Source organism: Roseomonas indoligenes, assembly GCF_017813365.1.
GTDB classification, from domain to species: Bacteria; Pseudomonadota; Alphaproteobacteria; order Acetobacterales; family Acetobacteraceae; genus Roseomonas; species Roseomonas indoligenes.
In genome coordinates, this window is sequence record NZ_JAGIZA010000002.1 from 381,420 (window position 1) to 407,325 (window position 25,906).

At 70.3% G+C, this 25,906-nt stretch carries 25 protein-coding genes and 1 riboswitch; of the genes, 20 read left to right on the top strand and 5 right to left on the bottom strand.

What is annotated here, in order from left to right:
* Positions 1-39 precede the first annotated feature (39 nt).
* Positions 40-156: riboswitch (TPP riboswitch) on the top strand.
* 58 nt (positions 157-214) lie between these two features.
* From thiC to ychF, 19 genes are all read left to right on the top strand, one after another.
* Entirely contained in the window at positions 215-2,017 is a 1,803-nt protein-coding gene (thiC, locus tag J5Y10_RS04150) for a phosphomethylpyrimidine synthase ThiC (RefSeq protein WP_209370989.1), read from the top strand.
* 76 nt (positions 2,018-2,093) lie between these two features.
* A complete protein-coding gene (locus J5Y10_RS04155; RefSeq protein WP_342452835.1) occupies positions 2,094-3,086 on the top strand; it encodes a Bug family tripartite tricarboxylate transporter substrate binding protein in 993 nt (330 codons plus the stop codon).
* 69 nt (positions 3,087-3,155) lie between these two features.
* Positions 3,156-3,386, top strand: a complete 231-nt coding sequence (locus J5Y10_RS04160; protein WP_209370991.1) for a DUF2171 domain-containing protein — start codon at positions 3,156-3,158, stop codon at positions 3,384-3,386.
* A gap of 210 nt (positions 3,387-3,596) precedes the next feature.
* Positions 3,597-4,802, top strand: a complete 1,206-nt coding sequence (gene zapE / locus J5Y10_RS04165; protein ID WP_209370993.1) for a cell division protein ZapE — start codon at positions 3,597-3,599, stop codon at positions 4,800-4,802.
* Positions 4,803-4,891: 89 nt separating this feature from the next.
* Entirely contained in the window at positions 4,892-5,551 is a 660-nt protein-coding gene (locus tag J5Y10_RS04170; RefSeq protein WP_209370995.1) for a hypothetical protein, read from the top strand.
* 109 nt (positions 5,552-5,660) lie between these two features.
* Positions 5,661-5,792: a hypothetical protein gene (locus J5Y10_RS28340; RefSeq protein WP_280854766.1), complete on the top strand. Its 132-nt coding sequence runs from the start codon at positions 5,661-5,663 to the stop codon at positions 5,790-5,792.
* A 173-nt stretch (positions 5,793-5,965) separates the two neighbouring features.
* A complete protein-coding gene (gene mdh / locus J5Y10_RS04175; RefSeq protein WP_209370997.1) occupies positions 5,966-6,919 on the top strand; it encodes a malate dehydrogenase in 954 nt (317 codons plus the stop codon).
* A 56-nt stretch (positions 6,920-6,975) separates the two neighbouring features.
* Positions 6,976-8,169 carry an ADP-forming succinate--CoA ligase subunit beta gene (sucC, locus tag J5Y10_RS04180; RefSeq protein ID WP_209370999.1) on the top strand — a complete coding sequence of 398 codons (1,194 nt, stop codon included), beginning with the start codon at positions 6,976-6,978 and terminating at the stop codon, positions 8,167-8,169.
* 1 nt (position 8,170) lies between these two features.
* Positions 8,171-9,061: a succinate--CoA ligase subunit alpha gene (gene sucD, locus J5Y10_RS04185; protein ID WP_209371001.1), complete on the top strand. Its 891-nt coding sequence runs from the start codon at positions 8,171-8,173 to the stop codon at positions 9,059-9,061.
* A gap of 189 nt (positions 9,062-9,250) precedes the next feature.
* Positions 9,251-9,817: an alkyl hydroperoxide reductase subunit C gene (ahpC, locus tag J5Y10_RS04190; RefSeq protein WP_209371003.1), complete on the top strand. Its 567-nt coding sequence runs from the start codon at positions 9,251-9,253 to the stop codon at positions 9,815-9,817.
* A gap of 89 nt (positions 9,818-9,906) precedes the next feature.
* Positions 9,907-11,496, top strand: coding sequence for an alkyl hydroperoxide reductase subunit F (gene ahpF / locus J5Y10_RS04195; protein WP_209371004.1), 1,590 nt, complete (start codon positions 9,907-9,909; stop codon positions 11,494-11,496).
* A gap of 61 nt (positions 11,497-11,557) precedes the next feature.
* Positions 11,558-12,484: a LysR substrate-binding domain-containing protein gene (locus J5Y10_RS04200; protein ID WP_209371005.1), complete on the top strand. Its 927-nt coding sequence runs from the start codon at positions 11,558-11,560 to the stop codon at positions 12,482-12,484.
* 105 nt (positions 12,485-12,589) lie between these two features.
* Complete coding sequence (locus tag J5Y10_RS04205; RefSeq protein WP_209371007.1) at positions 12,590-13,678, top strand: branched-chain amino acid aminotransferase; 1,089 nt, start codon at positions 12,590-12,592, stop codon at positions 13,676-13,678.
* 119 nt (positions 13,679-13,797) lie between these two features.
* Entirely contained in the window at positions 13,798-14,358 is a 561-nt protein-coding gene (locus J5Y10_RS04210; protein WP_209371009.1) for a PRC-barrel domain-containing protein, read from the top strand.
* A gap of 61 nt (positions 14,359-14,419) precedes the next feature.
* Positions 14,420-15,559 carry an MFS transporter gene (locus tag J5Y10_RS04215; RefSeq protein WP_245214287.1) on the top strand — a complete coding sequence of 380 codons (1,140 nt, stop codon included), beginning with the start codon at positions 14,420-14,422 and terminating at the stop codon, positions 15,557-15,559.
* Complete coding sequence (locus tag J5Y10_RS04220) at positions 15,556-15,969, top strand: hypothetical protein (RefSeq protein WP_209371013.1); 414 nt, start codon at positions 15,556-15,558, stop codon at positions 15,967-15,969. The genes J5Y10_RS04215 and J5Y10_RS04220 overlap by 4 nt, the downstream gene beginning before the upstream one ends.
* 147 nt (positions 15,970-16,116) lie before the next feature.
* A complete protein-coding gene (locus tag J5Y10_RS04225; RefSeq protein WP_209371014.1) occupies positions 16,117-16,791 on the top strand; it encodes a 50S ribosomal protein L25/general stress protein Ctc in 675 nt (224 codons plus the stop codon).
* Positions 16,792-16,891: 100 nt separating this feature from the next.
* Positions 16,892-17,467 carry an aminoacyl-tRNA hydrolase gene (gene pth, locus J5Y10_RS04230; protein WP_209371016.1) on the top strand — a complete coding sequence of 192 codons (576 nt, stop codon included), beginning with the start codon at positions 16,892-16,894 and terminating at the stop codon, positions 17,465-17,467.
* A 53-nt stretch (positions 17,468-17,520) separates the two neighbouring features.
* Complete coding sequence (gene ychF / locus J5Y10_RS04235; protein ID WP_209371018.1) at positions 17,521-18,615, top strand: redox-regulated ATPase YchF; 1,095 nt, start codon at positions 17,521-17,523, stop codon at positions 18,613-18,615.
* A 67-nt stretch (positions 18,616-18,682) separates the two neighbouring features.
* Here ychF and J5Y10_RS04240 read toward each other — a convergent pair whose 3' ends face one another.
* The 5 genes from J5Y10_RS04240 to J5Y10_RS04260 form a co-directional block, all read right to left on the bottom strand.
* The gene (locus J5Y10_RS04240; protein ID WP_209371019.1) at positions 18,683-18,877 is read right to left on the bottom strand and encodes a hypothetical protein; all 195 of its coding nucleotides are present in this window, start codon (positions 18,875-18,877) and stop codon (positions 18,683-18,685) included.
* A 95-nt stretch (positions 18,878-18,972) separates the two neighbouring features.
* On the bottom strand, positions 18,973-19,812 hold the full coding sequence (gene cysE, locus J5Y10_RS04245; RefSeq protein ID WP_209371020.1) for a serine O-acetyltransferase: 840 nt from the start codon (positions 19,810-19,812) through the stop codon (positions 18,973-18,975).
* Positions 19,813-19,903: 91 nt separating this feature from the next.
* A complete protein-coding gene (locus J5Y10_RS04250; RefSeq protein ID WP_209371021.1) occupies positions 19,904-21,343 on the bottom strand; it encodes an ATP-binding protein in 1,440 nt (479 codons plus the stop codon).
* A gap of 38 nt (positions 21,344-21,381) precedes the next feature.
* A complete protein-coding gene (locus tag J5Y10_RS04255) occupies positions 21,382-22,074 on the bottom strand; it encodes a response regulator (protein ID WP_209371022.1) in 693 nt (230 codons plus the stop codon).
* Complete coding sequence (locus tag J5Y10_RS04260) at positions 22,071-22,658, bottom strand: MarR family winged helix-turn-helix transcriptional regulator (RefSeq protein ID WP_209371023.1); 588 nt, start codon at positions 22,656-22,658, stop codon at positions 22,071-22,073. Before J5Y10_RS04260 ends, J5Y10_RS04255 begins: the two co-directional genes overlap by 4 nt.
* Before the next feature lie 350 nt (positions 22,659-23,008).
* Here J5Y10_RS04260 and J5Y10_RS04265 point away from each other — a divergent pair, with 350 nt between their 5' ends.
* The gene (locus J5Y10_RS04265; protein WP_209371024.1) at positions 23,009-25,906 is read left to right on the top strand and encodes a 2-oxoglutarate dehydrogenase E1 component; all 2,898 of its coding nucleotides are present in this window, start codon (positions 23,009-23,011) and stop codon (positions 25,904-25,906) included.

Consider the following 25,906-nt stretch of genomic DNA (forward strand, 5'->3'; position numbering starts at 1 on the left):
CGTTGAGTTGACAGCCGCCACTTGGCGGGCGGAGTGTCGGCGCCTCACCAGGGGTGTCCCGACAAGGGGCTGAGATACGGCTAGCGAGAGCAGCGCCGTGACCCGATGAACCTGATCCAGTTCATGCTGGCGTAGGGACGGTGCGGTCTGCGGGCCCTCGTGGCCGGTATGCCACCCTCTTCCGAATCCGGCGCTGGGTCCTTCGGAGGACGCCATGCCCGATAGTCTCACCCCCACCCCGAGCGTCACCACCGGCCCTTTGCCGGCCTCGCGCAAGGTCCATATCCCCGGCCGCATCCACCCGGAGATCCGCGTGCCGCTGCGCGAGATCGCGGTGCACCCCAGCGCGGGCGAGCCGGCCGTGGCCGTCTACGATTCCTCCGGCCCCTATACCGACACGGCGGCGGTGATCGACATCGCGCGCGGCCTGCCCCGCGCCCGCGCCGCCTGGGTGGAGGCGCGCGGCGACACGGAGGCGGTGGCGGGCCGCGACGTGCGGCCTGAGGACAATGGCTTCGCCACCGGCGAGCGCCTGACCCCCGCCTTCCCCGTCCGCCACGCGCCGCGCCGGGCGAAGGGCGGGGCGGCGGTGACCCAGCTCGCCTATGCCCGCGCCGGCATCATCACGCCGGAGATGGAATATGCCGCCATCCGCGAGAACATGGGCCGCGAGCGCGCGGCGGCGGAGGCGCGGGACGGCGAGGACTTCGGCGCCTCCATCCCCGACCACGTCACCCCGGAATTCGTGCGGGACGAGATCGCGCGCGGCCGCGCGATCATCCCCGCGAACATCAACCACGCGGAGCTGGAGCCGATGGTGATCGGCCGCAACTTCCTGGTGAAGATCAACGCCAATATCGGCAATTCCGCCGTCACCTCCTCCATGGCGGAGGAGGTGGAGAAGATGGTCTGGTCGATCCGCTGGGGCGCGGACACGGTGATGGACCTCTCCACCGGCCGCAACATCCACAACATCCGGGACTGGATCATCCGCAACGCGCCTATCCCCATCGGCACCGTGCCGCTGTACCAGGCGCTGGAGAAGGTGGGCGGCGTGGCGCCCGACCTGACCTGGGAGATCTTCCGGGACACGCTGATCGAGCAGGCCGAGCAGGGCGTGGACTACTTCACCATCCATGCCGGCGTGCGGCTGGCGCATGTGCCGCTGACGGTGGGGCGCACCACCGGCATCGTCTCCCGCGGCGGCTCCATCATGGCGAGCTGGTGCCTGCACCATCACCGCGAGAGCTTCCTCTATGAGCATTTCGAGGAGATCTGCGACATCTGCCGCGCCTATGACGTCTCCTTCTCGCTCGGCGACGGGCTGCGCCCCGGCTCCATCGCGGATGCCAACGACGCCGCGCAGTTCGCGGAGCTGGAGACGCTGGGCGAGCTGACGAAGATCGCCTGGGCGAAGGACTGCCAGGTGATGATCGAGGGGCCGGGCCACGTGCCCATGCACAAGATCAAGGCCAACATGGACAAGCAGCTGAAGGTCTGCGGGGAGGCGCCCTTCTACACCCTCGGGCCGCTGACGACGGATATCGCGCCGGGCTACGACCACATCACGTCAGGCATCGGCGCGGCCATGATCGGGTGGTTCGGCACGGCGATGCTCTGCTACGTCACGCCGAAGGAGCATCTGGGCCTGCCGGACCGGGATGACGTGAAGACGGGGGTGATCACCTACAAGATCGCCGCCCATGCCGCGGACCTAGCGAAGGGCCATCCCGGCGCGCAGTTGCGCGACGACGCCCTCTCCCGCGCCCGCTTTGAGTTCCGTTGGGAGGACCAGTTCAACCTTTCCCTGGATCCCGACACGGCACGATCCTTCCACGACGAGACCCTGCCGAAGGAGGCGCACAAGACCGCCCATTTCTGCTCCATGTGCGGCCCGAAGTTCTGCTCCATGCGGATCTCCCACGACCTGCGGGCGGAGGCGCAGAAGGAGGGGATGGAGGCCATGGCGCGGAAGTACCGCGACGGGGGCAAGCTCTACATGCCCCTGGGCGACTAGCGCCGTGGGGCAGGGCAGGGGTGCCACTTGCCATCCCTGCCTCCTCTGCCCTCATGCTGGCGGCAGAGGAACCTTGGTGATCACGCCCATGCACCCGTCCCGCCGCGCCTTCCTGCTGAGCCTGCTGGCGACGGCTATCGCGGACCCGGCCCTCGCCCAGATTCCGGCAGGCTGGCCGGACCGTCCGTTCCGGCTGGTGTTGCCCTATACCCCCGGCGGCGGGACGGACGCGGTGGCCCGTGCCCTCGGTGCCCGGCTGAACGCGGCGCTGGGCCAGCCCGTGGTGGTGGAGAACCGCCCGGGCGCCGGCGGCAACCTGGCGACGGAGCTGGTGGCCGGGGCCCGCCCGGATGGCACCACCCTGCTGATGGGCAACCAGGGCCCCATCTCCGTGAACCCCACCCTGTTCGGGCGGAACCTGAAGATCGATCCCGGCACGGCGCTCGACCCTGTGGCGATGGTGGCGGAGACGCCGTTGGTTCTCGTCGTCGGGCCCGGCACGAAGGCGCCGGCCCTCGCCGCGCTGGTGGAAGAGTACCGGGCGGCGAAGGGGGCGATGACCTACGCCTCCCCCGGCAATGGCGCGGCGGGACACCTGGCCATGGCGCTGCTGCTGCAGGAAGCGGGGGTGGAGGGGACGCATGTGCCCTTCCGCGGCGCTGCCCCCGGCCTGACCGACGTGGCCGCCGGGCATATCCCCGCCATGATTTCCACCCTGCCCTCCGTTGCCGGGCTGGTGGCGGGCGGCAACCTGCGGGCGCTGGCGGTGACAGGGGACCGCCGCGTCCCCTCCCTGCCGGAGGTGCCGGCCGTGGCGGAGACCCTGCCCGGCTATCGCGCCACGGCCTGGTACGGGATCCTCGTGCCCCACGGCACGCCGGAGGCCATCCGGGCCCGGCTGGAGGAGGCCATCCTGGCAAGTCTCGGCACACCGGACCTCGTCTCCAGCCTCGCGCGGGAGGGGGCGGTGCCCTACCCCATGAAGGGAGAGGAATTTGGCCGCTTCATCGCCGCCGAGCGCGCCCGCTGGGCCCCGGTGGTGCAGAAGGCCGGCATCACGGCGGACTGAAAAGCGCCCCGCATCCCTTTCGGCCGTGCCGCGTTCTTCTCGCCGACACGGCAAGAAAAGGACAGCACCATGGTCGATGCGATGCAGATCAAGGAGCACATGGAAGTCGTCGGTTCCTGCGGGAACCATGTCGGCACGGTGGACCACGTGGAAGGCAACCGTATCAAGCTGACGAAGAACGACAGTTCGGACGGCAAGCATCACTATCTGCCGATCTCCGCCATTGCTTCCGTCGAGGGCAACAAGGCCAAGACCTCGATGAACCACATGGAGGCGATGAAGCAGTTCCAGGACGCCTGACGCGTCCTTCGTTCGGTGGCGTTACAAGGTCCCGCCGGGTTCGCCCGGCGGGACCTTGCGGTTGTAGGGCCTGGAATTGTGGAACGCGCGCAGGGGCTTAGCTGCCGTTCCTGCCACGCCTTCCTCACGGCTTTCCTGCCACACTGAAACCCAATCAACACGGCTCGCGGCGTTGCGAGCGGCCGGTCAACCGGGCTAGACCGGCCCCCGATGGACGGCACCACGCCCACGCCGGCCCTTGCCTCCGCCACGGTGCAGACCGTGAGGGCGGATGTCTCGCAAGGCCCGCTCCCCCTCTACCGCGCCCGCGTGGCCGCGGGAGCGCTGCGCGCCGACCCCGCCCAGGAGCGCGCGGCGGAGGTGCTGCAGGACCTGTGGCGCCGCCTGCGTGGCTACGACCCGAAGCCCGAGGCCCCGAAGGAGGAGCCGGGCGGCCTCCTCTCCCGCTTCTTCCGCCGCAAGCCCGTGGACGAGCAGCCGGACGGCCCGCCTCTCGGCCTCTACCTCGTCGGCGAGGTCGGGCGGGGCAAGTCCATGCTGATGGACCTGTTCTTCGAGACGGCGGATGTTCGGCGCAAGCGCCGCGAGCACTTTCACGCCTTTATGCAGTCCGCGCACCGGCGCATCCACGCCTGGCGGCAGGCGAACGGCACCCATGACGATCCCATCCCGCCGCTGGCGGACGCGATCGTGGCCGATGCCGCGCTGCTCTGCTTCGACGAGTTCCAGGTCCATGACATCACGGATGCCATGATCCTCGGCCGGCTGTTCGAGGCGCTGTTCGCCCGCGGCGTGGTGGTGGTCGCCACCTCCAACACGGCGCCGGCCGACCTGTTCAAGGGCAAGCCGGGGCGCGACGCCTTCCTGCCCTTCATCGCCATGATCCAGAAGCGGCTGGAGGTGCTTCACCTCGCCTCGCTCCAGGATTACCGGCGGGACCGCATCCGGGGCCTGCCCACCTGGCATTCCCCGGTGGATGGCCGCGCCAACCGCGCGCTGGACGCGGCCTTCCTCGAGCTGTCCGGCGTGGCCCATGGCGAGCCCTGCTCCATCGCGGTGCTCGGGCGCCAGGTGCAGGTGCCGCAGGCCCACCGGGGCGTGGCACGCGCCGATTTCGAGGCGTTGTGCGGCGTGTTCCTCGGCGCGGCGGACTACCTCGCCATCGCCACCCATTTCCACACGCTGGTGCTGGACGGCGTGCCAAGGCTGGGGCCGGAGAATTTCGACCGGGCCCGCCGCTTTGTGACGCTCATCGACACGCTCTACGAGCATCGGTGCAAGCTGGTCGCCTCGGCCGAGGCCGAGCCGGACCAGCTCTACGAAAGGGGTGAGGGGGCGGCGATCTTCCAGCGCACCGCCTCCCGCCTCATGGAAATGCAGAGCCAGGAATACCTGGCCCTGCCGCATCTGACGTGACGTAGCCCGGCACCGGATTTGCACGGCGCTGGCCTGAGGGGGCAGGGCGCCGGGCGGGGATCCGGTTCCGGCTTTGGGGGAGAGATTTCATGCTGCGTATGTTCCGTGTTCCCGGGGCCCTTGCGGCCGCCGCCATCCTGGCGCTCGCCGCCGCTCAGCCGGCCGAGGCCGCCGGCGGCCGCGCCGAGGTCCGTGCCCACGGCAAGGCGGCCCGTGCCGCCGCCCCGTCCCGCCCGGTCGCCTCCCGCGCCACGCTGCGGCCGGCCGTGACGGCCTCCCGCCGCCCCGTCGTCGTGGCGCCGCGGACCCGCACGGCTTCCGCCGCCCCGGCCCGCTCCTCGGGCCGGGCCGTGATCCGCACGGCGACCCGCGGCTCCGCCCGGGTGGTGACCGCCAGCCGTGGCGGCCGCATCCAGGCCCGCGCCGCTGGCCGGCGCGAGGCTTTCCGCGCCTCCGACCGTCGCCAGGCCTTCAACTTGGCCGGCCGCCGCCAGATGGTGATGAACGGCCGCTCGGGCCTGCGGATGGTGAGCCTCTTCTCCGCCCCGGCTGCCGCCTCCACCCTGCCGTCCAACGGCTGGAAGTCCGGCAAGCCCTCCCGCGCCCGCGCCGAGGAGGCCCCGCGCCGCTCCGGCGTGTGGTTCACCGGCCTGCCCGCCGCCGACGGCGAGCAGATGGACTGCCCGGCCGGCACCATGGCCGTCCTGGCCCGCGGCCACGCCGACACTTTCCGCTGCATGCCCATGTGATCCCGCCGGCGCGGGCCGCCCGTTGCGGCCCGCGCCGATCCCGCGATCCGATGATTGCGGGTTCGCGGCCGAGTTAGGATGTTGCCTCCTCCCTTCAGGAGGATTGTTCATGGCCGAGGGCCCCACCCGCTCCGCCGAATCCATGATGGCCGAGCTGGTCCACCACATGGCCGAGATGGTGAAGGCCCAGGCCGAGACAAACCGGCTGCTCAGGGACCTGATCGGCCGCATGGCGAAGTAGGGGCAAGCGCGAGGGCCGGGGCGACGGCCGGGCCCCGCCCGCCTCACCTTCGGGCTTCCGCCTTGCCGGGCCGCCAATCCGGGTCTATCCACCCCGCGTCCCGTTCGCAGGTGCCGCAAACGGCATCGCCGGAACGTCCCCAGGTCCCCCTGGCCCCCACGCAAGGACCCCCCATGGCCCGCAACAAGATCGCGCTCATCGGCGCCGGCAACATCGGCGGCACGCTCGCCCACCTGATCGGGCTGAAGGAGCTCGGCGATGTCGTGCTCTTTGACGTCTTCGGCGGCGTCGCGGCCGGCAAGGCGCTGGACATCATGCAGTCCAGCCCCGTCGATTCCTTCGACAGCGCTATGTCCGGCGGCTCCGACTACGCGGCGATCGAGGGCGCGGACGTCATCATCGTCACCGCGGGCTTCCCGCGCATGCCCGGCATGAGCCGCGACGACCTGCTGACGAAGAACGCCGGCGTGATGGGCCAGGTGGCCGAGGGCATCAAGCGCTACGCCCCGAACGCCTTCGTCATCTGCATCACCAACCCGCTGGACGTGATGGTCTGGGCGCTGCAGCAGAAGTCCGGCCTGCCCGCGAACAAGGTCGTCGGCATGGCCGGCGTGCTGGACAGCGCGCGCTTCCGCCTGTTCCTGGCGCAGGAGTTCAACGTCTCCGTCGAGGACGTGACGGCCTTCGTGCTCGGCGGCCACGGCGACACGATGGTGCCGCTGACCCGCTACTCCACCGTCGCCGGCATCCCCATCCCCGACCTGATCAAGATGGGCTGGACGACGCAGGAGAAGATCGACGCGATCGTCAACCGCACCGCCAATGGCGGCGGCGAGATCGTGAAGCTGCTGGAGAAGGGCTCGGCCTTCTACGCGCCGGCTGCTTCCGCGGTGGCGATGGCCGAGGCCTACCTGAAGGACAAGAAGCGCGTCCTGCCCTGCGCCGTGATGCTGAACGGCGAGTACGGGATGCACGACTTCTACGTCGGCGTGCCCGTGGTGATCGGTGCCGGCGGCGTGGAGAAGATCGTCGAGGTCGAGTTCCTGCCGGAGGAGAAGGCGGCCTTCGACAAGTCCTGCGACGCGGTGAAGAAGCTCGTCGAGGACTTCAAGGCCCTCGGCGTCTGAGGCAAGCGGGCCGGGGTCTTCCCCGGCCCTTTTCCTATTTAGGAAATGGTGACCGCATGAACATCCATGAGTATCAGGGCAAGGAACTGCTGAAGCGCTACGGCGTGGCGGTTCTCGACGGCTACCTCGCCAAGACCCCTGAAGAGGCAGAGGCCGCGGCGAAGAAGCTGCCTGGCCCCGTCGTCGTCGTGAAGTCGCAGATCCATGCTGGCGGCCGCGGCGCCGGGCGCTTCAAGGACGACCCGAACGGCAAGGGCGGCGTGCGCGTCGTCAAGCCCGAGGCGGCCAAGGAAGCCGCCGCCGCGATGATCGGCCACACGCTCGTCACGAAGCAGACCGGCCCCGAGGGCAAGGTCGTCAATCAGGTCTATGTTGAGGCCGGCTGCGACATCAAGCGCGAGCTGTACCTCTCCATCCTGCTGGACCGCGAGACGAGCCGCGTCACCATCATGGCCTCCGTCGAGGGCGGGATGGAGATCGAGGAGGTGGCCGAGAACCACCCCGAGAAGATCCTGAAGGTCGCGATCGACCCGGCCTCCGGCCTTTTCCCCTGGGCCGCCCGCAAGCTCGGCTTCGGCCTGGGCCTCGAGGGCAAGCAGGTCGGCACCTTCGTGAAGTTCGTCACCGCCATGTACGAGGCCTATACGGCGCTCGATATGGAGGCGATCGAGATCAACCCGCTGGTCGTGACCGGCGCGGGCGAGATCGTGGCGCTCGACGCCAAGGTGTCCTTCGACGACAACGCGCTGTTCCGCCACAAGGACCTCGAGGCGCTCCGTGACGACACGGAGATGGACCCGAAGGAGCTGGACGCGGTCAAGAACGACCTGAACTACGTCGCGCTGGACGGCGAGATCGGGTGCATGGTGAACGGCGCCGGGCTGGCGATGGCCACCATGGACATCATCAAGCTCTACGGCTCCTCCCCCGCGAACTTCCTCGATGTCGGCGGCACCGCGACGGCTGCCCGCGTGACGGAGGCGTTCCGGATCATCACTTCCGACAGCAACGTCAAGGCGATCCTCGTCAACATCTTCGGCGGCATCGCCAAGTGCGACATGATCGCCGAGGGCATCGTCGCGGCGAGCAAGAACCTCTCGCTCTCCGTGCCGCTGGTGGTGCGCCTCGAGGGCACGAACGTCGAGCTGGGCAAGAAGATCCTGGCCGAGAGCGGGCTGGCGATCATCCCCGCCGACAACCTGGCCGACGCCGCGCAGAAGGTCGTCGCCGCCGTGAAGAAGGCTGCCTGACATGGCCATTCTCGTCGACAAGCACACGAAGGTCATGACCCAGGGCTTCACCGGGTCCCAGGGCACCTTCCATGCCGAGCAGGGCATCGCCTACGGCACGAACTACGTGGGCGGCGTGACGCCGGGCAAGGGCGGCCAGACCCATATCGGCCTGCCCGTCTTCGACACGGTCGCCGAGTGCGTGGAGCGGACCGGGGCCGACGCCTCCGTCATCTACGTGCCGCCGCCCTTCGCGGCCGACTCCATCCTGGAGGCGATCGCGGCCGAGATCCCGCTGGTGATCTGCATCACCGAGGGTATCCCGGTGGCGGACATGGTGAAGGTCAAGCGCGCCCTCTCCGGCAGCAAGTCCCGCCTGATCGGGCCGAACTGCCCGGGCGTGATCACGCCGGAAGCCTGCAAGATCGGGATCATGCCCGGCCATATCCACAAGCGCGGCTCGGTCGGAATCGTGTCCCGCTCGGGCACGCTGACCTATGAGGCGGTGGCGCAGACCACGGCGGCCGGCCTCGGCCAGTCCACCTGCGTCGGCATCGGCGGCGACCCAGTGAAGGGCACGGACTTCCAGGAGGTGCTGGAGCTGTTCCTGGCCGACCCTGAGACGAAGCAGATCGTCATGATCGGCGAGATCGGCGGCCAGTCCGAGATCATCGCGGCCGAGTTCCTGGGCCGCGAGAACAAGCCCGGCTCCGCCAACTACAAGCCCGTGGTCGGCTTCATCGCCGGCGCCACGGCCCCCCCGGGCCGCCGCATGGGCCATGCGGGCGCCGTGATCTCCGGCGGCAAGGACACCGCCGAGGCGAAGATGGACGCCATGCGGAGCGCCGGTATCCATGTGGCCGACAGCCCGGCCTCGCTGGGCTCCACCATGGTGAAGGCCATCGCGGCCTGATCCACGGCTTTTGGTGCTGAACGGAAGCGCCGCCGGGGGGGGACCCCGGCGGCGCTTTCATTTCGTGCCTGTTGATAGCTGGCGACTATCAAAAGCGGTAAACTTATCTATTTGGCATATCCCGCCCGCATCCCTATTTTCCCGCTGCGAACCGGCTCGCCCGGGCCGTACAGGCATAGGAGATCGCGCATGGCTGCCAACATCAACACCAAGATCAAGCCCTTCAAGACGACCGCTTACAAGCAGGGCAAGTTCATCGAGGTGAGCGAGAACGACGTGCTCGGCAGCTGGGCCGTGTTCTTCTTCTACCCGGCCGACTTCACCTTCGTCTGCCCGACCGAGCTGGGCGACGTGGCCGACCATTACGAGGCGCTGCGCAAGATGGACGTGGAGGTCTACTCCGTCTCCACCGACACGCACTTCGTCCACAAGGCGTGGCACGACGCCTCCGAGACGATCGCCAAGATCCAGTACACGATGCTCGGCGACGCCAACCACACGATCAGCAACAACTTCGACGTCCTGCGCGAAGGCCAGGGCGTGGCGGACCGCGCCACCTTCATCGTGGACCCGGAGGGCCTGATCCAGGCCGTCGAGATCACCGCCGAGGGCATCGGCCGCAACGCCGAGGACCTGGTCCGCAAGATCAAGGCCGCCCAGTACGTCGCCGCCCACCCGGGCGAGGTCTGCCCGGCCAAGTGGCAGGAGGGTGAGGCCACTCTCGCCCCGTCGCTCGACCTCGTCGGCAAGATCTGATCCGCCAACCGCCGCCTGCCCCTGACCGGGGCGGGCGGCACCCCCCCCGACCAGCCCCTCGCCCCCTCTATCGACCGGAGCCCCGCACCGTGCTGGATGCCAACCTCAAGACGCAGCTCAAGGCCTATCTGGAGCGGGCTGTCCGGCCGATCCAGATCACGGCCTCCGTTAACGACAGCCCCAAGTCGCGCGAGATGATGGAGCTTCTCGCCGACATCCAGGCGGCGTCGGACAAGATCACCGTCACTGAGACCCGCGAGGGCGATCGCGCGCCCTCCTTCTCGCTGACCTCCCCGGGCCAGGACATCTCCCTGCGCTTCGCCGGACTTCCCATGGGCCACGAATTCACCTCGCTGGTGCTGGCGCTGCTTCAGGTGGGAGGCTACCCGCCGAAGGTGGAGCAGGCGATCATCGACCAGATCAAGGATCTCGACGGCGAGTTCGTCTTTGAGACCTACTTCTCCCAGTCCTGCCAGAACTGCCCGGACGTGGTGCAGGCGCTGAACCTGATGGCCGTGCTGAATCCCGGCATCAAGCACGTCGCCGTGGATGGCGCGCTGTTCCAGGCCGAGGTCGAGCAGCGGCAGGTGATGTCCGTGCCGACCGTCTACCTGAACGGCCAGGTCTTCGGGCAGGGCCGCATGGGCGTCGAGGAGATCGTCGCCAAGCTAGACACCGGCGCCGCCGCGCGCGAGGCGAAGAAGCTGAACGCCGAGGAGCCCTTCGAGGTGCTGATCGTCGGCGGCGGCCCCGCCGGCGCGGCCGCGGCCGTCTATGCCGCGCGCAAGGGCATCCGCACGGGCGTGGCGGCCGAGCGCTTCGGCGGCCAGGTGCTGGACACCATGGGGATCGAGAACTTCATCTCCGTCCCGCACACGGAGGGCCCGAAGCTTGCCCTCGCGCTCGAGACCCATGTTCGCGAGAACGAGGTCCGCATCATGAACCTGCAGCGCGCGGAGGAGCTGAACGTCGAGAACGGGATGGCCTCCGTCCGCCTCGTCAACGGCGCCACGCTGCACGCCAAGACCGTCATCCTCACCACCGGCGCGCGCTGGCGCCAGATGGGCGTGCCGGGCGAGGAGCAGTACAAGAACAAGGGCGTGGCTTATTGCCCGCACTGCGACGGGCCGCTGTTCAAGGGCAAGCGCGTGGCGGTGATCGGCGGCGGCAATTCCGGCGTGGAGGCGGCGATCGACCTCGCCGGCATCGTGAAGCACGTGACCCTGCTGGAGTTCGACACGAAGCTGCGCGCGGATGAGGTGCTGCAGCGCAAGCTGCGCAGCCTGCCGAACGTGGAGGTGCTCGTCTCCGCCCGCACCACCGAGGTGAAGGGCGACGGGCAGAAGGTGACGGGGCTCGCCTACGAGAACCGTGTGACCGGCGAGTTCCACGAGATCCCGCTGGAGGGCATCTTCGTGCAGATCGGCCTGCTCCCGAACACGGAGTGGCTGCGCGGCACGCTGGACCTCTCCCCGCGCGGCGAGATCATCGTGGACGCGCACGGCCAGACCTCGCTGCCCGGTGTCTTCGCGGCGGGTGACTGCACGACCACGCCGTTCAAGCAGATTATCATCGCCGCCGGCGAGGGTGCGAAGGCCGCCCTCTCCGCCTTCGATCACCTCATCCGCACCTCCGCCCCCGCGGAGGGCGCCCAGCTCCTGCAGGCCAAGGCCGCCTGATCAGGGCGGGTTCGGCCCCCTCCCCGGAGCAACCGGGGAGGGCAGGCGGGGGGAGGCGTGCGTGAATCTGCGTGAACTCCAGTACCTCGTTGCCCTGGCGGACCACCGGAACTTCCGGCGCGCCGCCGAGGCCTGTTCCGTTGCCCAGCCCACCCTTTCGACCCAGATCCGCAAGCTCGAGGACGAGCTGGGCGTGGCGCTGTTCGAGCGCACGCGGCGCAAGGTGATGCTGACCCCCGCCGGCGGGGACGCGGTGGCGCGCGCGCGCCGCATCCTCGCGGAGATGGAGGGGATGAAGGAGGCCGCGAGGCGCCTTAGTCGGCCGGAGGAGGGCTTGGCCCGCCTCGGCGTCTTCCCCACCCTCGGTCCCTATCTGCTGCCGGAGGTGATGCCGAAGGTCCGCGCCCGCTTCCCGCACCTCCAGCTCCTGCTGACCGAGGAGAAGAGCGACGGGCTCATCGCCCGGCTGCGGGAGGGCAAGCTGGACGTCGCCATCCTCGCCCTCCCGGTCCACGAGAACGGACTGCACTGCGAGGAGCTGTTCGAGGAGCCCTTCCTTCTCGCGGTGCCGTCCAGCCATCCCCTTGCCGCGCGGGAGAGCCTGCGGGTGGAGGAACTGACGCGGCAGACCCTCATGCTGCTGGAGGATGGCCACTGCCTGCGCGATCAGGCGCTGGAGGTCTGCCACCTTGCCGGTGCCGAGGAGGGGTCCGAGTTCCGCGCCACCAGTCTGGAGACTCTGCGCCAGATGGTGCTGGCCGGGCTTGGCGTGACGCTGATGCCCGCCCTGGCCGTGAAGGGCATGGCAACCTACTCCGACCGCCTGCACCTGCTCCGCTTCGAGAATGGGCACCCCAGCCGCCGTATCGGCCTGTTCTGGCGCAAGACCTCCGCCCTCGGGCCATTGCTGCAGGAGCTGGCGGAGGTGCTGCGGGACCTTCCGCCCGCCCTGCTGAACCCGCGGAACGAGGCTGTCCCGACGACATAGGTCACTGACGCTGACGCATGGGTGGAATGCTTCGATCAGGTATCCGACCCGCTTCGCGTTGCGCTAGAGTGCCTTCACAAGCAACAATATTGCGGGCATCGGCGCATGAGCAGCATGGACATCCTCTTCACCCGCACTCGGGCGCCGCTCCCGCGCCCCGATGACACCTCCCTTTCCTTCGGGAAGGTCCTGACGGACCACATGTTCGTCATGGAGTATGACGAGGGTCAGGGCTGGCACGACCCGCGCGTGGTGCCCTACGCCCCGATGCAGATGGATCCCGCCACCTCCGTGCTGCACTACGGGCAGGCGGTGTTCGATGGGCTGAAGGCGTTCCGCCAGGCCGATGGCAGCATCAAAATCTTCCGGGCTGGGCGCCACGCGGCGCGGCTGAACAAGTCCTGCCGCGCCCTCTGCATCCCCGAGATGGACGAGGATCTGATCCGCCGGTCCTTCGAGGCGATCGTGGCGGCCGATCACGAGTGGGTGCCGCACGCGCCCGGCACCTCCCTCTATATCCGCCCGACCGTGGTCGCGACGGAGGTGATGCTCGGTGTGCATCCCGCGCGCCGCTACACCTACTTCGTCATCTGCTCCCCCGTCGGCTCCTACTACAAGGAGGGGGTGAAGCCCGTCCGCATCCTGGCGACGGACACGCATGTGCGCGCCGTGCAGGGCGGGCTGGGCGAGGCGAAGACGGCGGCGAACTACGCCGCCTCCCTCTCCGCCCAGCAGGAGGCAGAGCGGCTGGGCTATACCCAGGTGCTGTGGCTGGACGGCGTCGAGCGGAAGTGGATCGACGAGGTCGGCACCATGAACATCATGATGAAGATCGGCGACGAGGTGATCACCCCGCCGCTGGCCGGCACCATCCTGGACGGCGTGACCCGCAACTCCACCCTGCAGCTCATGCGCGACTGGGGGCTGAACGTCAGCGAGCGGAAGGTCTCCATCGACGAGGTGATGGCGGCCGGGCGCGACGGCACGTTGCAGGAGATGTGGGGCACCGGCACCGCCGCCGTCGTCTCCCCGGTGGGCGAACTGGCCTATAAGGGCGAGACGATCACCATCGGCGGCGGCAAGACCGGCCCGCTGACGCAGAAGCTGTACGACGCCATCGTGGCCATCCAGTACGGCAAGTCCAACGACCCGCATGGCTGGACGACCGAGGTGAAGATCCCCGCGGAGGCCTGATCCCCGCGGCACGGCCCCGCCCCCGCCGCATCCCGTGCGGCAGGGGCGGGGCCTTTCTTTTCGCGGGGCCGGCTTGCCGCCCCTTCGGCCTGTCCCGAGGATTCGGCTAGACTCGGGCGATGCGCCTCACGCCCCACCGCCAAGCCCCGCGGTTCGTCCTCCTGCTCGCCTTTGCCGGGGCGCCGGCGGCGATGGCGCAGGTTCCGGCCGCTGCCCCGGCCGCGGGGGAGACGCCCGCGCCGGATCACGCCCTGCCCGCAACCCCGCCGGTCGCTCCCTCCGCCAGCCCCGCCGCACGGGAGGAGCTGCCGCGCGGGGCCTCCCAGCGGATCGTCGGGCGGGAGGTGATCGGGCCCTCCGGCGACGTGGTCGGGCGGATCGTGAACGTGCTGCTGGATGATGCCGGCCAGCCCCGGGCGGCCGTGCTGGATTATGGCGGCTTCCTCGGCGTCGGGCGGCGCCGGGTGGCGGTGGCCTGGCGCACGCTGCGCTTCTCGCCGGAGATCGTGCGGCTTGAGCTGACCCGGGACCAGATGCGCGCCTTCCCCGACTACAGGGAGGGCGAGCCGGTGGTGGTGGCTGCCCCGCCCGCCGGAGCGGTGCCCGCACCGCCCGATGCGGCGCCCCCGGCCGCCCCGCAACCGGCCCCCGGCCCCGGCGCTCAACCCGGGAGCAACTGACCGGGGCGACAGGCAGGTGGCAGGCCGCAGCGGGCAAGGGCTCGACTGGCTGAACTTCTTCATGTCGAACGTTCAGACGGGATTCGGACCCTTCATCGCCGTGTTCCTGACGGCCCAGGCCTGGACGGAGCTGGAGATCGGCCTGGCCCTTTCCGTCGGCGCCTTCGTCAGCATGGCGATGCAGGTGCCGGCGGGCGCCCTGGTGGACGCCACGCCGAATAAGCGCTTCGCGGCCGCCGCCGCGCTCCTCGCCATTGCCGCCTCCGCCATCCTTCTCGTCGCCTGGCCGGAGACGCTGCCGGTCATGGGCTCGGAGGTGCTGCACGGCTTCGCCTCCTGCGTGCTCGGCCCCTCCATCGCGGCCATCAGCCTTGCCCTCGTGGGGCGGGAGCGCCTGGGGGAGCGGCTGGGACGCAACGCGCGCTTTGCGGCCATCGGCAGCGGCGTCGCGGCGGGACTCCTCGGCGCGGCGGGCACCTGGATCTCCGGCGCCTCGGTCTTCTGGCTCACCGCCGCGCTCTGCATCCCCGCCCTGATGGCGCTGGCCGCCATCCGCCCCGCCGACCTGCGCCCGCCGGCGCCGGAGAAAGGGGAGGGGGGCGCCCTGCGGGGTCTGCGGGACCTGTTGCGGAACCGGGCCGTGCTTGTCTTCGCCCTTTGCTGCGGCCTGTTCACCCTGTCCAACGCCGCCATGCTGCCGCTGGCGGGGACGCAGGTCACGCGCAACGCGGGCGACGAGGCCAACCTCATCATCGCCGCCTGCATCATCGCCCCCCAGCTCATCATGGCCGCCATCGCGCCGGGCATGGGCCGGCTGGCCGAGAGCAGCGGGCGGCGCATCGTCCTCCTCATCGGCTTCGCCGCCCTGCCGGCGCGCGGGCTGCTGCTGATGCTGGTGGAAGGGCCGGCCTGGTTGATCCTGGTCCAGGCACTGGACGGGATCAGCGCCGCCGGGCTCGGCGTGATGCTGCCCTTGCTGGCCGCCGACCTGACGCGCGGCACCAACCGCTTCAACCTCTGCACCGGCCTGTTCGGGCTGGCGGTGGGCATCGGCGGCACGCTCAGCACCACCATCGCGGGGCTGGCGGCGGAGTGGTTCGGGCCGGGAACGGCCTTCGCGATGCTGGCCGGGATCGGCCTTCTCTCCGTCCTCACGGTCTGGGCCGCCATGCCGGAGACGCGGGAGGCGGCGGCCCGGTGAGGCGGCGGGACCAAGCCTACTGGCAGCGGCTCCGGAAGGACCGCCGCTCCAACGCGGCGGCGATCCTTGCCACGGTGGCGGCCGTCGCCGCCAACACCGCCCTGCTCGCGGCGGCCTTCCCGGGCACCCATTACGAGGCGCGGGCGAACCTCCTCTACCTGCCGCTGATGCTGCCGATGGCCTGGTGGGTCCTTGGCCTGAAGGATTTCGAGGCGCGCCCGGTGCGGCTGTGGCGGCCAGCCATGGCGGTCTGCGGCCTCGTCTCGGCGGGAAGCCTCCTCGTTCACCTCTACCAGGGGCGCGACTGGATGGTCCCGGCGATCGTGCTCGGCATCACCCTGGCGGCTGCCGCGGCCAGCCTGCTCCTCCTTCACGGCAGCCTGATGGATCGGGAGGGGCCGGCGCGCTGATCCGGGCGCCCCCCCCTCGGGCCTTGCCCCATTCGTCCCTCGCCGCTAAACCCCGCCCGCGCCGGCACCCCTGGAGGCCGGCGAGCTTTCGCGTGCCTGCACGGCAGCGCGGAATGACACAACCCAACGTGCGAAGGAATGACGGCAATGGTCCAGACCATCCGGATCGAGGCCGCGGCGCGCGAGCGGGCCGGTAAGGGGGCGGCGCGCGCGACCCGGCGTGGGGGCTCTGTCCCCGCAGTGATCTATGGGGCGAAGCAGGAGGCGACCCTTCTCGCCCTCGACCCCCGTGACGTGATGAAGGAGCTCCACAAGGGCGGCTGGCAGTCCCACCTGTACGAGGTGGCGGTGGCCGGTGCGGCACCCGTGCGCTGCCTGATGCGCGACGTGCAGTTCCACCCGGTTTCCGACCAGCCGATCCATGTGGACTTCCAGCGGCTCGCGGCCGGCCAGAAGATCCGCGTGCGCGTGCCGGTCGTGCTGCTGGGCGAAGATGTCTCCCCCGGCATCAAGGCCGGCGGCGTGGCGAACCTCGTCCGCCGCGACCTGGAGGTCCTCTCCGACCCGGACAGCGTGCCGGAGCGCTTCGAGCTGGACGTCTCCGAGGCCAATATCGGCGACACGCTGCGCTGGTCGAACGTGAAGGATCAGCAGGGCACCAGCCCGACGATCCCGCGCGACTTCGTGGTGCTGACCGTGGCCCCGCCGGTGGTGGTGGAGGAGGTCATCGTGGCCGCCCCCGTCGCCGAGGCCCCCAAGGGCAAGGGCGGCAAGGGTGCCCCGGCCAAGGCCGCGGCCCCGGCGCCCGCCAAGAAGAAGTGAGGCGAGGGGCCGGGCGGAGATCCGCCCGGCCCTTGCCGAACGCAGGTCTGGGGCGCGCACGCGGAAGCGGCGCGCCCCATGCTTTTAGAGGACGCCTTCGATGCGGCTGTGGGTGGGCCTGGGCAATCCGGGCGCGGAGCATGCGCGGCAGCGCCACAACATCGGATTCATGGCGCTGGAGCGCATCGCGTCCCGCCACCGCTTCGGCCCCTGGCGCGGCCGCTTCAAAGGCGAGACCTGCGAGGGCAGCATCGCCGGGGAGCGGATCGTGCTGCTGAAGCCGCAGACCTACATGAACGACAGCGGCAACTCCGTGCAGCCCGCCGCCGCCTTCCTGAAGATCCCGCTCGACAGCATCACCGCCTTCCACGACGAGCTGGACCTCGCGCCCGGCAAGGTGCGCGTGAAGAAGGGCGGGGGCGCCGCCGGGCATAACGGGCTGCGCGACATGCAGCGTGCCTTTTCCTCCCCCGATTTCTGGCGGGTGCGGCTGGGCATCGGCCATCCCGGTCACAAGGACCGGGTGCACGGCCATGTCCTCGGCAACTTCGCCAAGGTGGATGCGGAGTGGCTGGACCGGCTGCTGGACGCCGTAGCCGATGCCTGCCCGTTGCTGGTGAAGGACCGGCCCGAAGAATTCATGACGAAGGTGGCGCTGGTGACGCAGCCGGCGTAACTCCGCCCCAATCCCGAGACGCCTAACCCCGAGACACGGAACCGATCCCCGCCATGGGCTTCAATTGCGGCATCGTGGGCCTGCCCAACGTGGGCAAGTCCACCCTCTTTAACGCGCTGACGCAGACGGCCGCCGCCCAGGCCGCCAACTATCCCTTCTGCACCATCGAGCCGAATGTCGGCCGCGTCGGCGTGCCCGACCCGCGGCTGGACGCGCTGGCGCGCATCGGCAAGTCGGCGAAGAAGGTTCCGACCTCGCTCGAGTTCGTGGACATCGCCGGCCTCGTCCGCGGTGCCTCCCGCGGGGAGGGGCTGGGCAACCAGTTCCTGGCGAATATCCGGGAGGTGGACGCCATCGTCCACGTGCTGCGCTGCTTCGAGGACGGGGACATCACCCATGTCGAGGGCAGCGTGGATCCCGTGCGGGACGCGGAGACGGTCGAGACCGAGCTGATGCTGGCCGACCTGGAAAGCCTGGAGAAGCGCCTGGTCTCCGCGCAGAAGAAGGCGAAGAACGGCGACAAGGAGAGCGCGGCCTTCGTCGCCCTGGCCGAGCCGATCGTCGCTGCCCTAGCGGATGGCAAGCCCGCCCGCACTGCCGTGCCCAAGGGCGAGGAGGCCGCGGCTGCCCGCCTGCAGCTGATGACGACGAAGCCCGTGCTCTATGTCTGCAACGTGGAGGAAGGTTCGGCCGGCACCGGCAACGCCTTCTCCGCGCGGGTGGAGGAGATGGCGCGCGCCCAGGGCGCGAAGGCCGTCATCGTCTCCGCCGCCATCGAGGCCGAGATCAGCCAGATGGCCGAGGACGACCGGTTGGAGTTCCTGGACAGCCTCGGCCTGAAGGATTCCGGCCTGGACCGCATCATCCGCGCCGGCCACGACCTGCTGGGGCTGATCACCTACTTCACCGTGGGCCCGAAGGAGGCCCGCGCCTGGACGATCACCAAGGGCACCAAGGCTCCGCAGGCCGCCGCCGTGATCCACAACGACTTCGAGCGCGGCTTCATCGCCTGCGAGACCATCGCCTATGACGACTTCGTCGCGCTCGGCGGGGAGCAGGGGGCGAAGGAGGCCGGGAAGATGCGGGTGGAGGGGAAGGAGTACGTCGTGAAGGACGGCGACATCCTGCTGTTCCGCTTCAACGTCTGATCGCGGAAACGGAAAAGGCCTGGCGGTCTCCCGCCAGGCCCTCCCGGATACCCCGTTTGGAAGGGGTTCAGCGCGGCATCACGTGGCGGTGGTGCCGGGGACGGCGGTGGTGGTTGCGCCGATAGGCCACATCCTGCGTGGCGGAGACCGCCTCACGCGCGGACTCCACGGAGGCCGTCGCTGCACCCGGGGTCACGGCATGGCCCGTGCTGGCCAGGCTGGCAAAGGCGGCGACAAAAAACGCACCGAAAATCCAACGCATTGGGGCCTCATCTTTCACGAATATTAGAAGATGAGCATGGCAGGGTATGTAGCTGTCGTCCCCTAAAATCCCGTCCATCCGCCGATGCGAATGGGTCAGGCGGAACGGGAGGATTCCGAGGGCAGGCTCTGGTCCATGGCCAGGGCCGGCACGGCATCCCGGCACCAGCCCACCACCCGCGCGGGCACGCCCGCCACGGTGGCGCAGGGCGGCACGCTGGCCAGCACCACGCTGCCCGCGCCGACCTTTGCGCCGCGCCCCACCTCGATGTTGCCGAGAACCGTGGCGCCGGCCGAGAGCAGCACGCCGTCCCGCACCTTGGGGTGCCGGTCACCCCGTTCCTTCCCCGTGCCGCCCAGCGTCACGCCCTGGAGGATGGAGACGTCGTTTCCGATCATCGCCGTCTCTCCCACCACCACGCCCGTCGCGTGGTCGATGAAGACGCCGCGTCCCACCGGCACGGCGGGGTGGATATCCACGCCGAAGACCAGCGCGCAGCGGCTCTGCAGGTAGAGGGCGAGGTGGTGCCGACCATCCAGCCAGAGCCCGTGCGCCACGCGGTGCCAGGTCAGGGCGTGGAAGCCCTTGTAGTAGAGGAAGGGGGCCAGCCAGCCCCGCGCGGCCGGGTCGCGTCGGCGATTGGCGGACAGGTCGGCGGCGGCGAACTCGGCCAGTGCTGGCCCTGCTTCCCGCACCATGTCTTCCAGCCGCTCGGCCGGCATCAGGGCTTCGGCCAGCTTGCGGGCCAGCAGGGCGGCGAGGGCGGTATGCAGCGTGTCGTGGCGCAGCACCGCCAATTCCAGCAGGCCACGCAGCGCGGGTTCCGCCTCGGCGGCGCGGGCGGCCTCGGCCCGCAGCGCGACCCAGAGCGCCTCCGGGTCGGCCGGAGGGCCGAAGCCCGCCTCGGCCCCCGTGTCGATCTCGAACCGGTCCATCCTGCCGCCCTCCGGTGACAGCGCCTGCATAAGGGCCTCTGCCGCGCCTGTCCCCGTACGGTTTTGCGGGGCAGCCCCGAGGGGCCTCGCGCTACATCGGGAGGCGGATGGTGGCGCGCAAGCCGCCCATCGGGCTCTCGCCCAACGCGATCTCGCCGCCATGGGCGCGGGCGATGTCGCGGGCGATCGCCAGCCCCAGCCCGGTGCCGCCGGCCGAGAAGCTCGCGAAGGGCTTGAAGGCGCCCTCCCGCGTCTCGGCGGGGATGCCCGGGCCGTCATCGTCCACATGCACCTCGGCCCATCCGGGGGTGGGACGCACCGTCATCGCCACATGGGCGGCGTGGCGGCGGGCATTGTCCAGCAGGTTGCCGAGGCAGCGCCGCAGCGCGTCCGCCCGAAGCGGCAAGGTGAGGGAAGGGGGGGCCTCCACCGCCACCTCCCCGCCCTCGGCCGGGGCGCGCTCCGCCACCTCCCGCACCAGGGCGACGAGGTCGATCGGCTCCGGCGCCTCCAGCACCTCCCCCCGCGCGAAGGCGAGGTAGGAGGCGATCATGCGCTCCATCTCCTCCACGTCCTGGGTCATCTCCACGCCGTCCGCCTGCGCGTCCGCGGGCAGCATGGCCAGGCCGAGGCGGAGCCGGGTGAGGGGGGTGCGGAGGTCGTGGCTGATGCCCGCCAGCATCTCCGTCCGCTGTGCGACGAAGCGGCGGATATTGGCGCGCATGCCGTTGAAGGCGGCGGCGGCCTGCCGCACCTCGCTCGCTCCCTCCGGCTTGATCGGGCCGGTGTCGCGCCCCTTGCCGAAGGCCTCCGACGCGCCGGCGAGGCGGCGGATGGCCCGCACCTGGTTCTTCATGAACAACGCCGCCGCCGCGAAGAGCAGGAGGGAGGCGCCGACGAGCCAGATGAAGAAGAGATAGATGGTGCCCCAGAACAGGCGCTTGCGGGACGCCTCGACGTGCAGCACCCCGTCCGGCAGGCCGACGCGGATGATCACGCTGCGCGGGTCCGTCTGCCAGTCCGTGTCGAAGGGCAGGCGCACGCGCTCCTTCAGCGCGCGGTCCAGGTCCTCCTCCAGCGGTAGCAGGGGCAGGCTGGCCGGGCGCTGCGCCGGCGGGCCCAGCTCCGCGCCGGGCTCGAAGGCCAGGGACAGGTCCATCCGCCAGGCGGCCTCGCGGAAGATCCAGCCGCGCTCATCCTCCCCGTCCGCGCCGCGCGGGTAGCGGGTGAGCAGCTCCACCACCATGCCGACGTCGCCCGCCACCCCAGCGGCAAGGCGGCGGGAGATCACGTCCAGATGGGTGCCGTAAAAGATCTGCAGCGCGATGCCCTGGGTGACCACCAGGGGGATCAGCACGATCAGCAGCGCGCGGGCCAGCAGGCCGCGCGGCACCAGGGGGCGCAGCAGGCTGTGCAGCAGGCCGCGCAGCCCGCGGCGGCGCGTCCAGCGCGGCGGGGCGCCCCGCGGCGCCACCTCCGGCAGGCCCGCCCCGTCCCGCCCGATCGCGGGCGCGCCGATATCCGGTGCCATGGCAACCCTCCCGGCGTCGATCTCGCCTCTCCCCGGCTTCAGGAGCCGGGGCGCAACACATAGCCCTTGTGGCGGACGGTGTGCAGGAAGCGCGGCTCGCGCGGGTCGGGCTCGATCTTTCGGCGCAGGCGGGTCACGGTCACGTCCACCGCGCGCTCCCCGGCCTCCGGGCTGCCCATGGCGGCGGCGATCTCCTCCCGCGACAGCACCTCGCCTCCGCGGCGGGCGAGCGCGACCAGCAGCGCCGCCTCGCCGCCCGTCAGGCGAGTCACCCCTTCCGGCCCGCGCAGCTCCCCGCGCTCCGCATCGAACCAGCGCAGGCCGAGCTGCACCGGGGGCAGCGGGGCGGAGGCGGGCGGGGCGGCGCGCTTCAGGATGGTGCGGATGCGCAGCGCCAGTTCCCGCGGATCGAAGGGCTTGGCCAGGTAGTCGTCCGCCCCGTGCTCGAAGCCGGCGATCCGGTCGTCCGGCGCGCCGGCGGCGGTGAGCATGAGGATGGGCACGTCCTGGCCGTCCCGGCGCAGGCTCTCCGTCAGCTCCAGCCCCGTCTCCCCGGGCATCATCACGTCGAGCACCATCAGGTCATATTCCATCCCCGCCAGGGCCTGCCGCGCAGCGGCGGCATCGGCGGCGACGGAGACGCGGAAGCCCTGCTCCGCGAGGAAGCGCTGGAGAAGGGCACGGAGGCGGGAATCGTCGTCCACCACCAGCAGGTGCGCGGCCTCGCTCACGGCGCCTTGCCCCCGCTCCCCGGCTTGGCCGGTGGAACCGCGCGGACCGAGGGCCGGTCCGGGGCCCCCAGCCGCTCCAGCGCCCGCCGCGCCTCCGGCCCCATCAGCCCGCGCATGACGTGGCGGAACCCCTCCACCGCCACCGGCCCCGCCTCCCGGTAGGCGCGCGTCACCGTCTCCCGCTGCCGCTCGAAGAGGCGCCGCTCCAACGCCTCCCCGGACGGGGTGAGGGAGAGGTGCCGCTGACGCCGGTCCGCCCGCCCGGGCACCTGCGCCACGTAGCCCCCCTCCACCAGCGGCGTGAGCACGCGGGACAGGGACTGCTTGGTGATCGCGAGGATGGAGAGCAGCTCCCCCACCGTCAGTCCGGGGCGGCGTCCCAGGAAATGCAGCACCCGGTGATGCGCGCGGCCCATGCCCATCTCAGCCAGGATGGCATCCGGCCCCGCCGTGAAATCGCGATAGCCGAAGAAGAAGAGGTCCTGCGCCAGGCGCAGCTCCTCCTCCCGCAGGAAGAGGAGGTTCCGCCCGGCCGCGCCTGTGCCGGCCCCTGGACCACTCCGCGTCTCCGTTGTTTCCGGCATGGCTGTTCCGTGCTCCCCGGCGCCTTATGCCAGCCTTCGGGGCGGGCGGGCCATCCGGACCTTTCCGTCCCGGAGCGCCCCGACGCATCTTCGGCGGAACTTCCGCCCATTCCCCGCCTTGCGCCGCCCAGACATGCCGGTAAGACGGGTGACAAGCAGCGCGCCGAAGCCCAATTGGTGCGTGGGAGCCCGGGTGCAGACCCCCGGGAGAAACGGAATGACAACGGAAGCAGGTCCAGAAATTGCGTGGCGGCTTTGCCGGTTGATGGCCCCGGCCGTCGCCCCCTGCCACAGACCTGCCCCGATCCCCGCCTAAATCCCCCCAGCCCGAAGCCGAGAAGCGGAAGACCATGCCCGGAGTGGATATCCTAGCCAGCGCGATGACGGGGGCGAATGCCACCTTCCTCGCGGACCTCTATGCCCGCTGGGTGCAGGCCCCGGACAGCGTCGACCCTTCCTTCGCGGAACTCTTCGCCGCGCTGAACGACGACGCGCGCGCCGTGCTGGAGGACGCGACCGGCGCCTCCTGGGCCCCGCGCCCCCGCGGCGGCTTCGCGCCGGAGCCGGAGGCACCCGCCCCCACTAAGGGCGCGAAGGGCGATAAGCCGGCCGCGGCACCCGCCGCCGCCGTTTCCGCCGACCCGGCCGCGAACCGGCAGCAGGTGGTGGATTCCCTCCGCGCGCTGATGCTCATCCGTGCCTACCGCGTGCGCGGCCACCTTGAGGCCGACCTGGACCCGCTGGGCCTGCAGAAGAAGAAGCCCCACCCGGAGCTGGACCCGAAGACCTACGGCTTCTCGGACGCCGACCTGGACCGCCCGATCTTCATCGACAAGGTGCTGGGCCGCGAGACGGCGACGCTGCGCGAGATCCTCGCGATTTTGAAGGCGAGCTACTGCGGCACCATCGGTGTCGAGTTCATGCACATCCAGGACCCCGAGCAGAAGGCCTTCATCCAGCAGCGCATCGAGGGCGCGCCCTGGAAGAACGCCTTCAAGGCCGATGACAAGCGCACCATCCTGGAGCAGCTGACGGCCGCCGAGGGCTTCGAGGCCTATTGCGCCAAGAAGTTCGTGGGCACCAAGCGCTTCGGGCTTGAGGGCGGCGAGTCCACCATCCCCGCCGTGCAGGCCGTGATCGCCGAGGGCGCGAAGAACGGCGTGACCGAGATCGCGATCGGCATGGCGCATCGCGGCCGCCTCTCCACGCTCGTGAACGTGGTGAAGAAGCCGTTCACGCAGGTCTTCGCCGAGTTCAAGGGCGCGGGCCATGCGGAGGACGTGCAGGGCTCCGGCGACGTGAAGTATCACCTCGGCACCTCCACGGACGTGGAGATCGACGGGCGCCAGGTCCACCTCTCCTTGCAGCCCAACCCCTCCCACCTCGAGGCGGTGGACCCGGTGGTCGCCGGCAAGGTGCGCGCGCGCCAGGACATGGCGGGCGACACCAAGACCCGCCAATCCGTCATGGGCATCCTGCTGCACGGCGATGCGGCCTTCGCCGGCCAGGGCGTGGTCTATGAGACGATGGCGATGAGCCAGCTCATCGGCTACCGCACCGGCGGCACGATCCACGTGGTGACGAACAACCAGATCGGCTTCACCACCACCCCGGCCCATGCCTATTCCGGCCTCTACTGCACGGACATCGCCAAGTCCGTGCAGGCGCCGATCCTGCACGTGAACGGGGACGATCCGGAGGCGGTGGTCTTCGCCGCGCGCCTCGTCACCGAGTTCCGGCTGAAGTTCGCCTCCGACGTGGTGCTGGACATTGTCTGCTACCGCCGGCACGGCCACAACGAGAGCGACGAGCCGGCCTTCACCCAGCCCCTGATGTACGCCCGCATCAAGGAGACGCCGACCACCCGCACGAAGTACGCAGGGAAGCTGGCGGCGGAGGGCAGCGTGCCTGAGGCCGAGGCCAAGGCCATCCAGGACGCCTTCTTCGCGAAGATGGACGAAGCCTTCCAGGCCAGCCAGACCTTCAAGCCGAACAAGGCCGACTGGCTGGAGGGCCACTGGTCCGGCCTGAAGGCGCCGGGCAACGACCAGCCGGAGACGGACACGGACACGGCGGTGGAGACCGATGTGCTGCGCGAGGTGGGCGCCGCCCTCTCCCGCGTGCCGGAGGGCTTCGGGGCCAACCCGAAGATCCTGCGCCAGCTGGAAGCGAAGAAGCAGGCCATCGAGACGGGCGAGGGCATCGACTGGGCGACCGGCGAGGCGCTGGCCTTCGGCACCCTGCTGGTGGACGGCCACCGCGTGCGCCTCTCCGGCGAGGACGTGCAGCGCGGCACCTTCTCCCAGCGCCACGCCTACCTGATCGACCAGGCCACCCAGGCCGAGTACGTGCCGCTGAACAACATCCGCGAGGGCCAGGCCCGGCTTGAGGCCTTCAACTCCCTCCTCTCGGAGTTCGGGGTGCTGGGCTTCGACTACGGCTACTCCCTGGCGGACCCGCAGACGCTGGTCCTGTGGGAAGGCCAGTTCGGCGACTTCGCGAACGGGGCGCAGGTCATCATCGACCAGTTCATCGCCTCCGCCGAGACGAAGTGGCTGCGAATGTCCGGCCTCGTGATGCTGCTGCCGCACGGCTATGAGGGGCAGGGTCCGGAGCACTCCTCCGCCCGGCTTGAGCGCTACCTCCAGCTCTGCGCGGAGCGGAACATGCGGGTGGCGAACATCACCACTCCCGCTAACTACTTCCACGCCCTGCGGCGCCAGATGAAGGCGAACTACCGCAAGCCGCTGATCCTGATGACGCCGAAGTCGCTGCTGCGGCACAAGCTGGCCGTCTCCCCGCTGGCCGAGTTCGGCCCGGGCAGCCGCTTCCAGACCGTGCTGGACGAGGTCGACACGATCGAGGCGCCGGAGAAGGTGAGGCGGGTCGTCCTCTGCACCGGCAAGGTCTACTACGACCTGCTGCAGGAGCGCCGGGACAAGGGCGTGAAGGATGTGGCGATCATCCGGGTGGAGCAGCTCTATCCCTTCCCCGCCGTCACCCTGCCCAAGATCCTGGCGCCCTATAAGAACGCCGAGGTCGTGTGGTGCCAGGAGGAGCCGGAGAACATGGGCGCCTGGAACTACATCGACCGGCGGATCGAGGGCGTGCTGAAGCAGGTCGGCGGAAAGGCCACGCGGCCGGACTATGTCGGCCGCCCGGCCGCGGCCAGCCCCGCGACGGGGCTTGCCAAGGTGCACGCGCAGCAGCAGGAAGCGCTCGTTCGCCAGGCGCTCGGCCTGGGCTGA

What these genes read in the sequence shown, in the direction of transcription:
- thiC (WP_209370989.1), top strand. Translation starts at nt 215, where the DNA reads ATGCCCGATAGTCTCACCCCCACCCCGAGCGTCACCACCGGCCCTTTG.
- J5Y10_RS04160 (WP_209370991.1), top strand. Translation starts at nt 3,156, where the DNA reads ATGGTCGATGCGATGCAGATCAAGGAGCACATGGAAGTCGTCGGTTCC.
- zapE (WP_209370993.1), top strand. Translation starts at nt 3,597, where the DNA reads ATGGACGGCACCACGCCCACGCCGGCCCTTGCCTCCGCCACGGTGCAG.
- J5Y10_RS04170 (WP_209370995.1), top strand. Translation starts at nt 4,892, where the DNA reads ATGCTGCGTATGTTCCGTGTTCCCGGGGCCCTTGCGGCCGCCGCCATC.
- J5Y10_RS28340 (WP_280854766.1), top strand. Translation starts at nt 5,661, where the DNA reads ATGGCCGAGGGCCCCACCCGCTCCGCCGAATCCATGATGGCCGAGCTG.
- mdh (WP_209370997.1), top strand. Translation starts at nt 5,966, where the DNA reads ATGGCCCGCAACAAGATCGCGCTCATCGGCGCCGGCAACATCGGCGGC.
- sucC (WP_209370999.1), top strand. Translation starts at nt 6,976, where the DNA reads ATGAACATCCATGAGTATCAGGGCAAGGAACTGCTGAAGCGCTACGGC.
- sucD (WP_209371001.1), top strand. Translation starts at nt 8,171, where the DNA reads ATGGCCATTCTCGTCGACAAGCACACGAAGGTCATGACCCAGGGCTTC.
- ahpC (WP_209371003.1), top strand. Translation starts at nt 9,251, where the DNA reads ATGGCTGCCAACATCAACACCAAGATCAAGCCCTTCAAGACGACCGCT.
- J5Y10_RS04205 (WP_209371007.1), top strand. Translation starts at nt 12,590, where the DNA reads ATGAGCAGCATGGACATCCTCTTCACCCGCACTCGGGCGCCGCTCCCG.
- J5Y10_RS04210 (WP_209371009.1), top strand. Translation starts at nt 13,798, where the DNA reads ATGCGCCTCACGCCCCACCGCCAAGCCCCGCGGTTCGTCCTCCTGCTC.
- J5Y10_RS04215 (WP_245214287.1), top strand. Translation starts at nt 14,420, where the DNA reads ATGTCGAACGTTCAGACGGGATTCGGACCCTTCATCGCCGTGTTCCTG.
- J5Y10_RS04225 (WP_209371014.1), top strand. Translation starts at nt 16,117, where the DNA reads ATGGTCCAGACCATCCGGATCGAGGCCGCGGCGCGCGAGCGGGCCGGT.
- pth (WP_209371016.1), top strand. Translation starts at nt 16,892, where the DNA reads ATGCGGCTGTGGGTGGGCCTGGGCAATCCGGGCGCGGAGCATGCGCGG.
- ychF (WP_209371018.1), top strand. Translation starts at nt 17,521, where the DNA reads ATGGGCTTCAATTGCGGCATCGTGGGCCTGCCCAACGTGGGCAAGTCC.
- J5Y10_RS04240 (WP_209371019.1), bottom strand. Translation starts at nt 18,877, where the DNA reads ATGCGTTGGATTTTCGGTGCGTTTTTTGTCGCCGCCTTTGCCAGCCTG.
- cysE (WP_209371020.1), bottom strand. Translation starts at nt 19,812, where the DNA reads ATGGACCGGTTCGAGATCGACACGGGGGCCGAGGCGGGCTTCGGCCCT.
- J5Y10_RS04250 (WP_209371021.1), bottom strand. Translation starts at nt 21,343, where the DNA reads ATGGCACCGGATATCGGCGCGCCCGCGATCGGGCGGGACGGGGCGGGC.
- J5Y10_RS04260 (WP_209371023.1), bottom strand. Translation starts at nt 22,658, where the DNA reads ATGCCGGAAACAACGGAGACGCGGAGTGGTCCAGGGGCCGGCACAGGC.
- J5Y10_RS04265 (WP_209371024.1), top strand. Translation starts at nt 23,009, where the DNA reads ATGCCCGGAGTGGATATCCTAGCCAGCGCGATGACGGGGGCGAATGCC.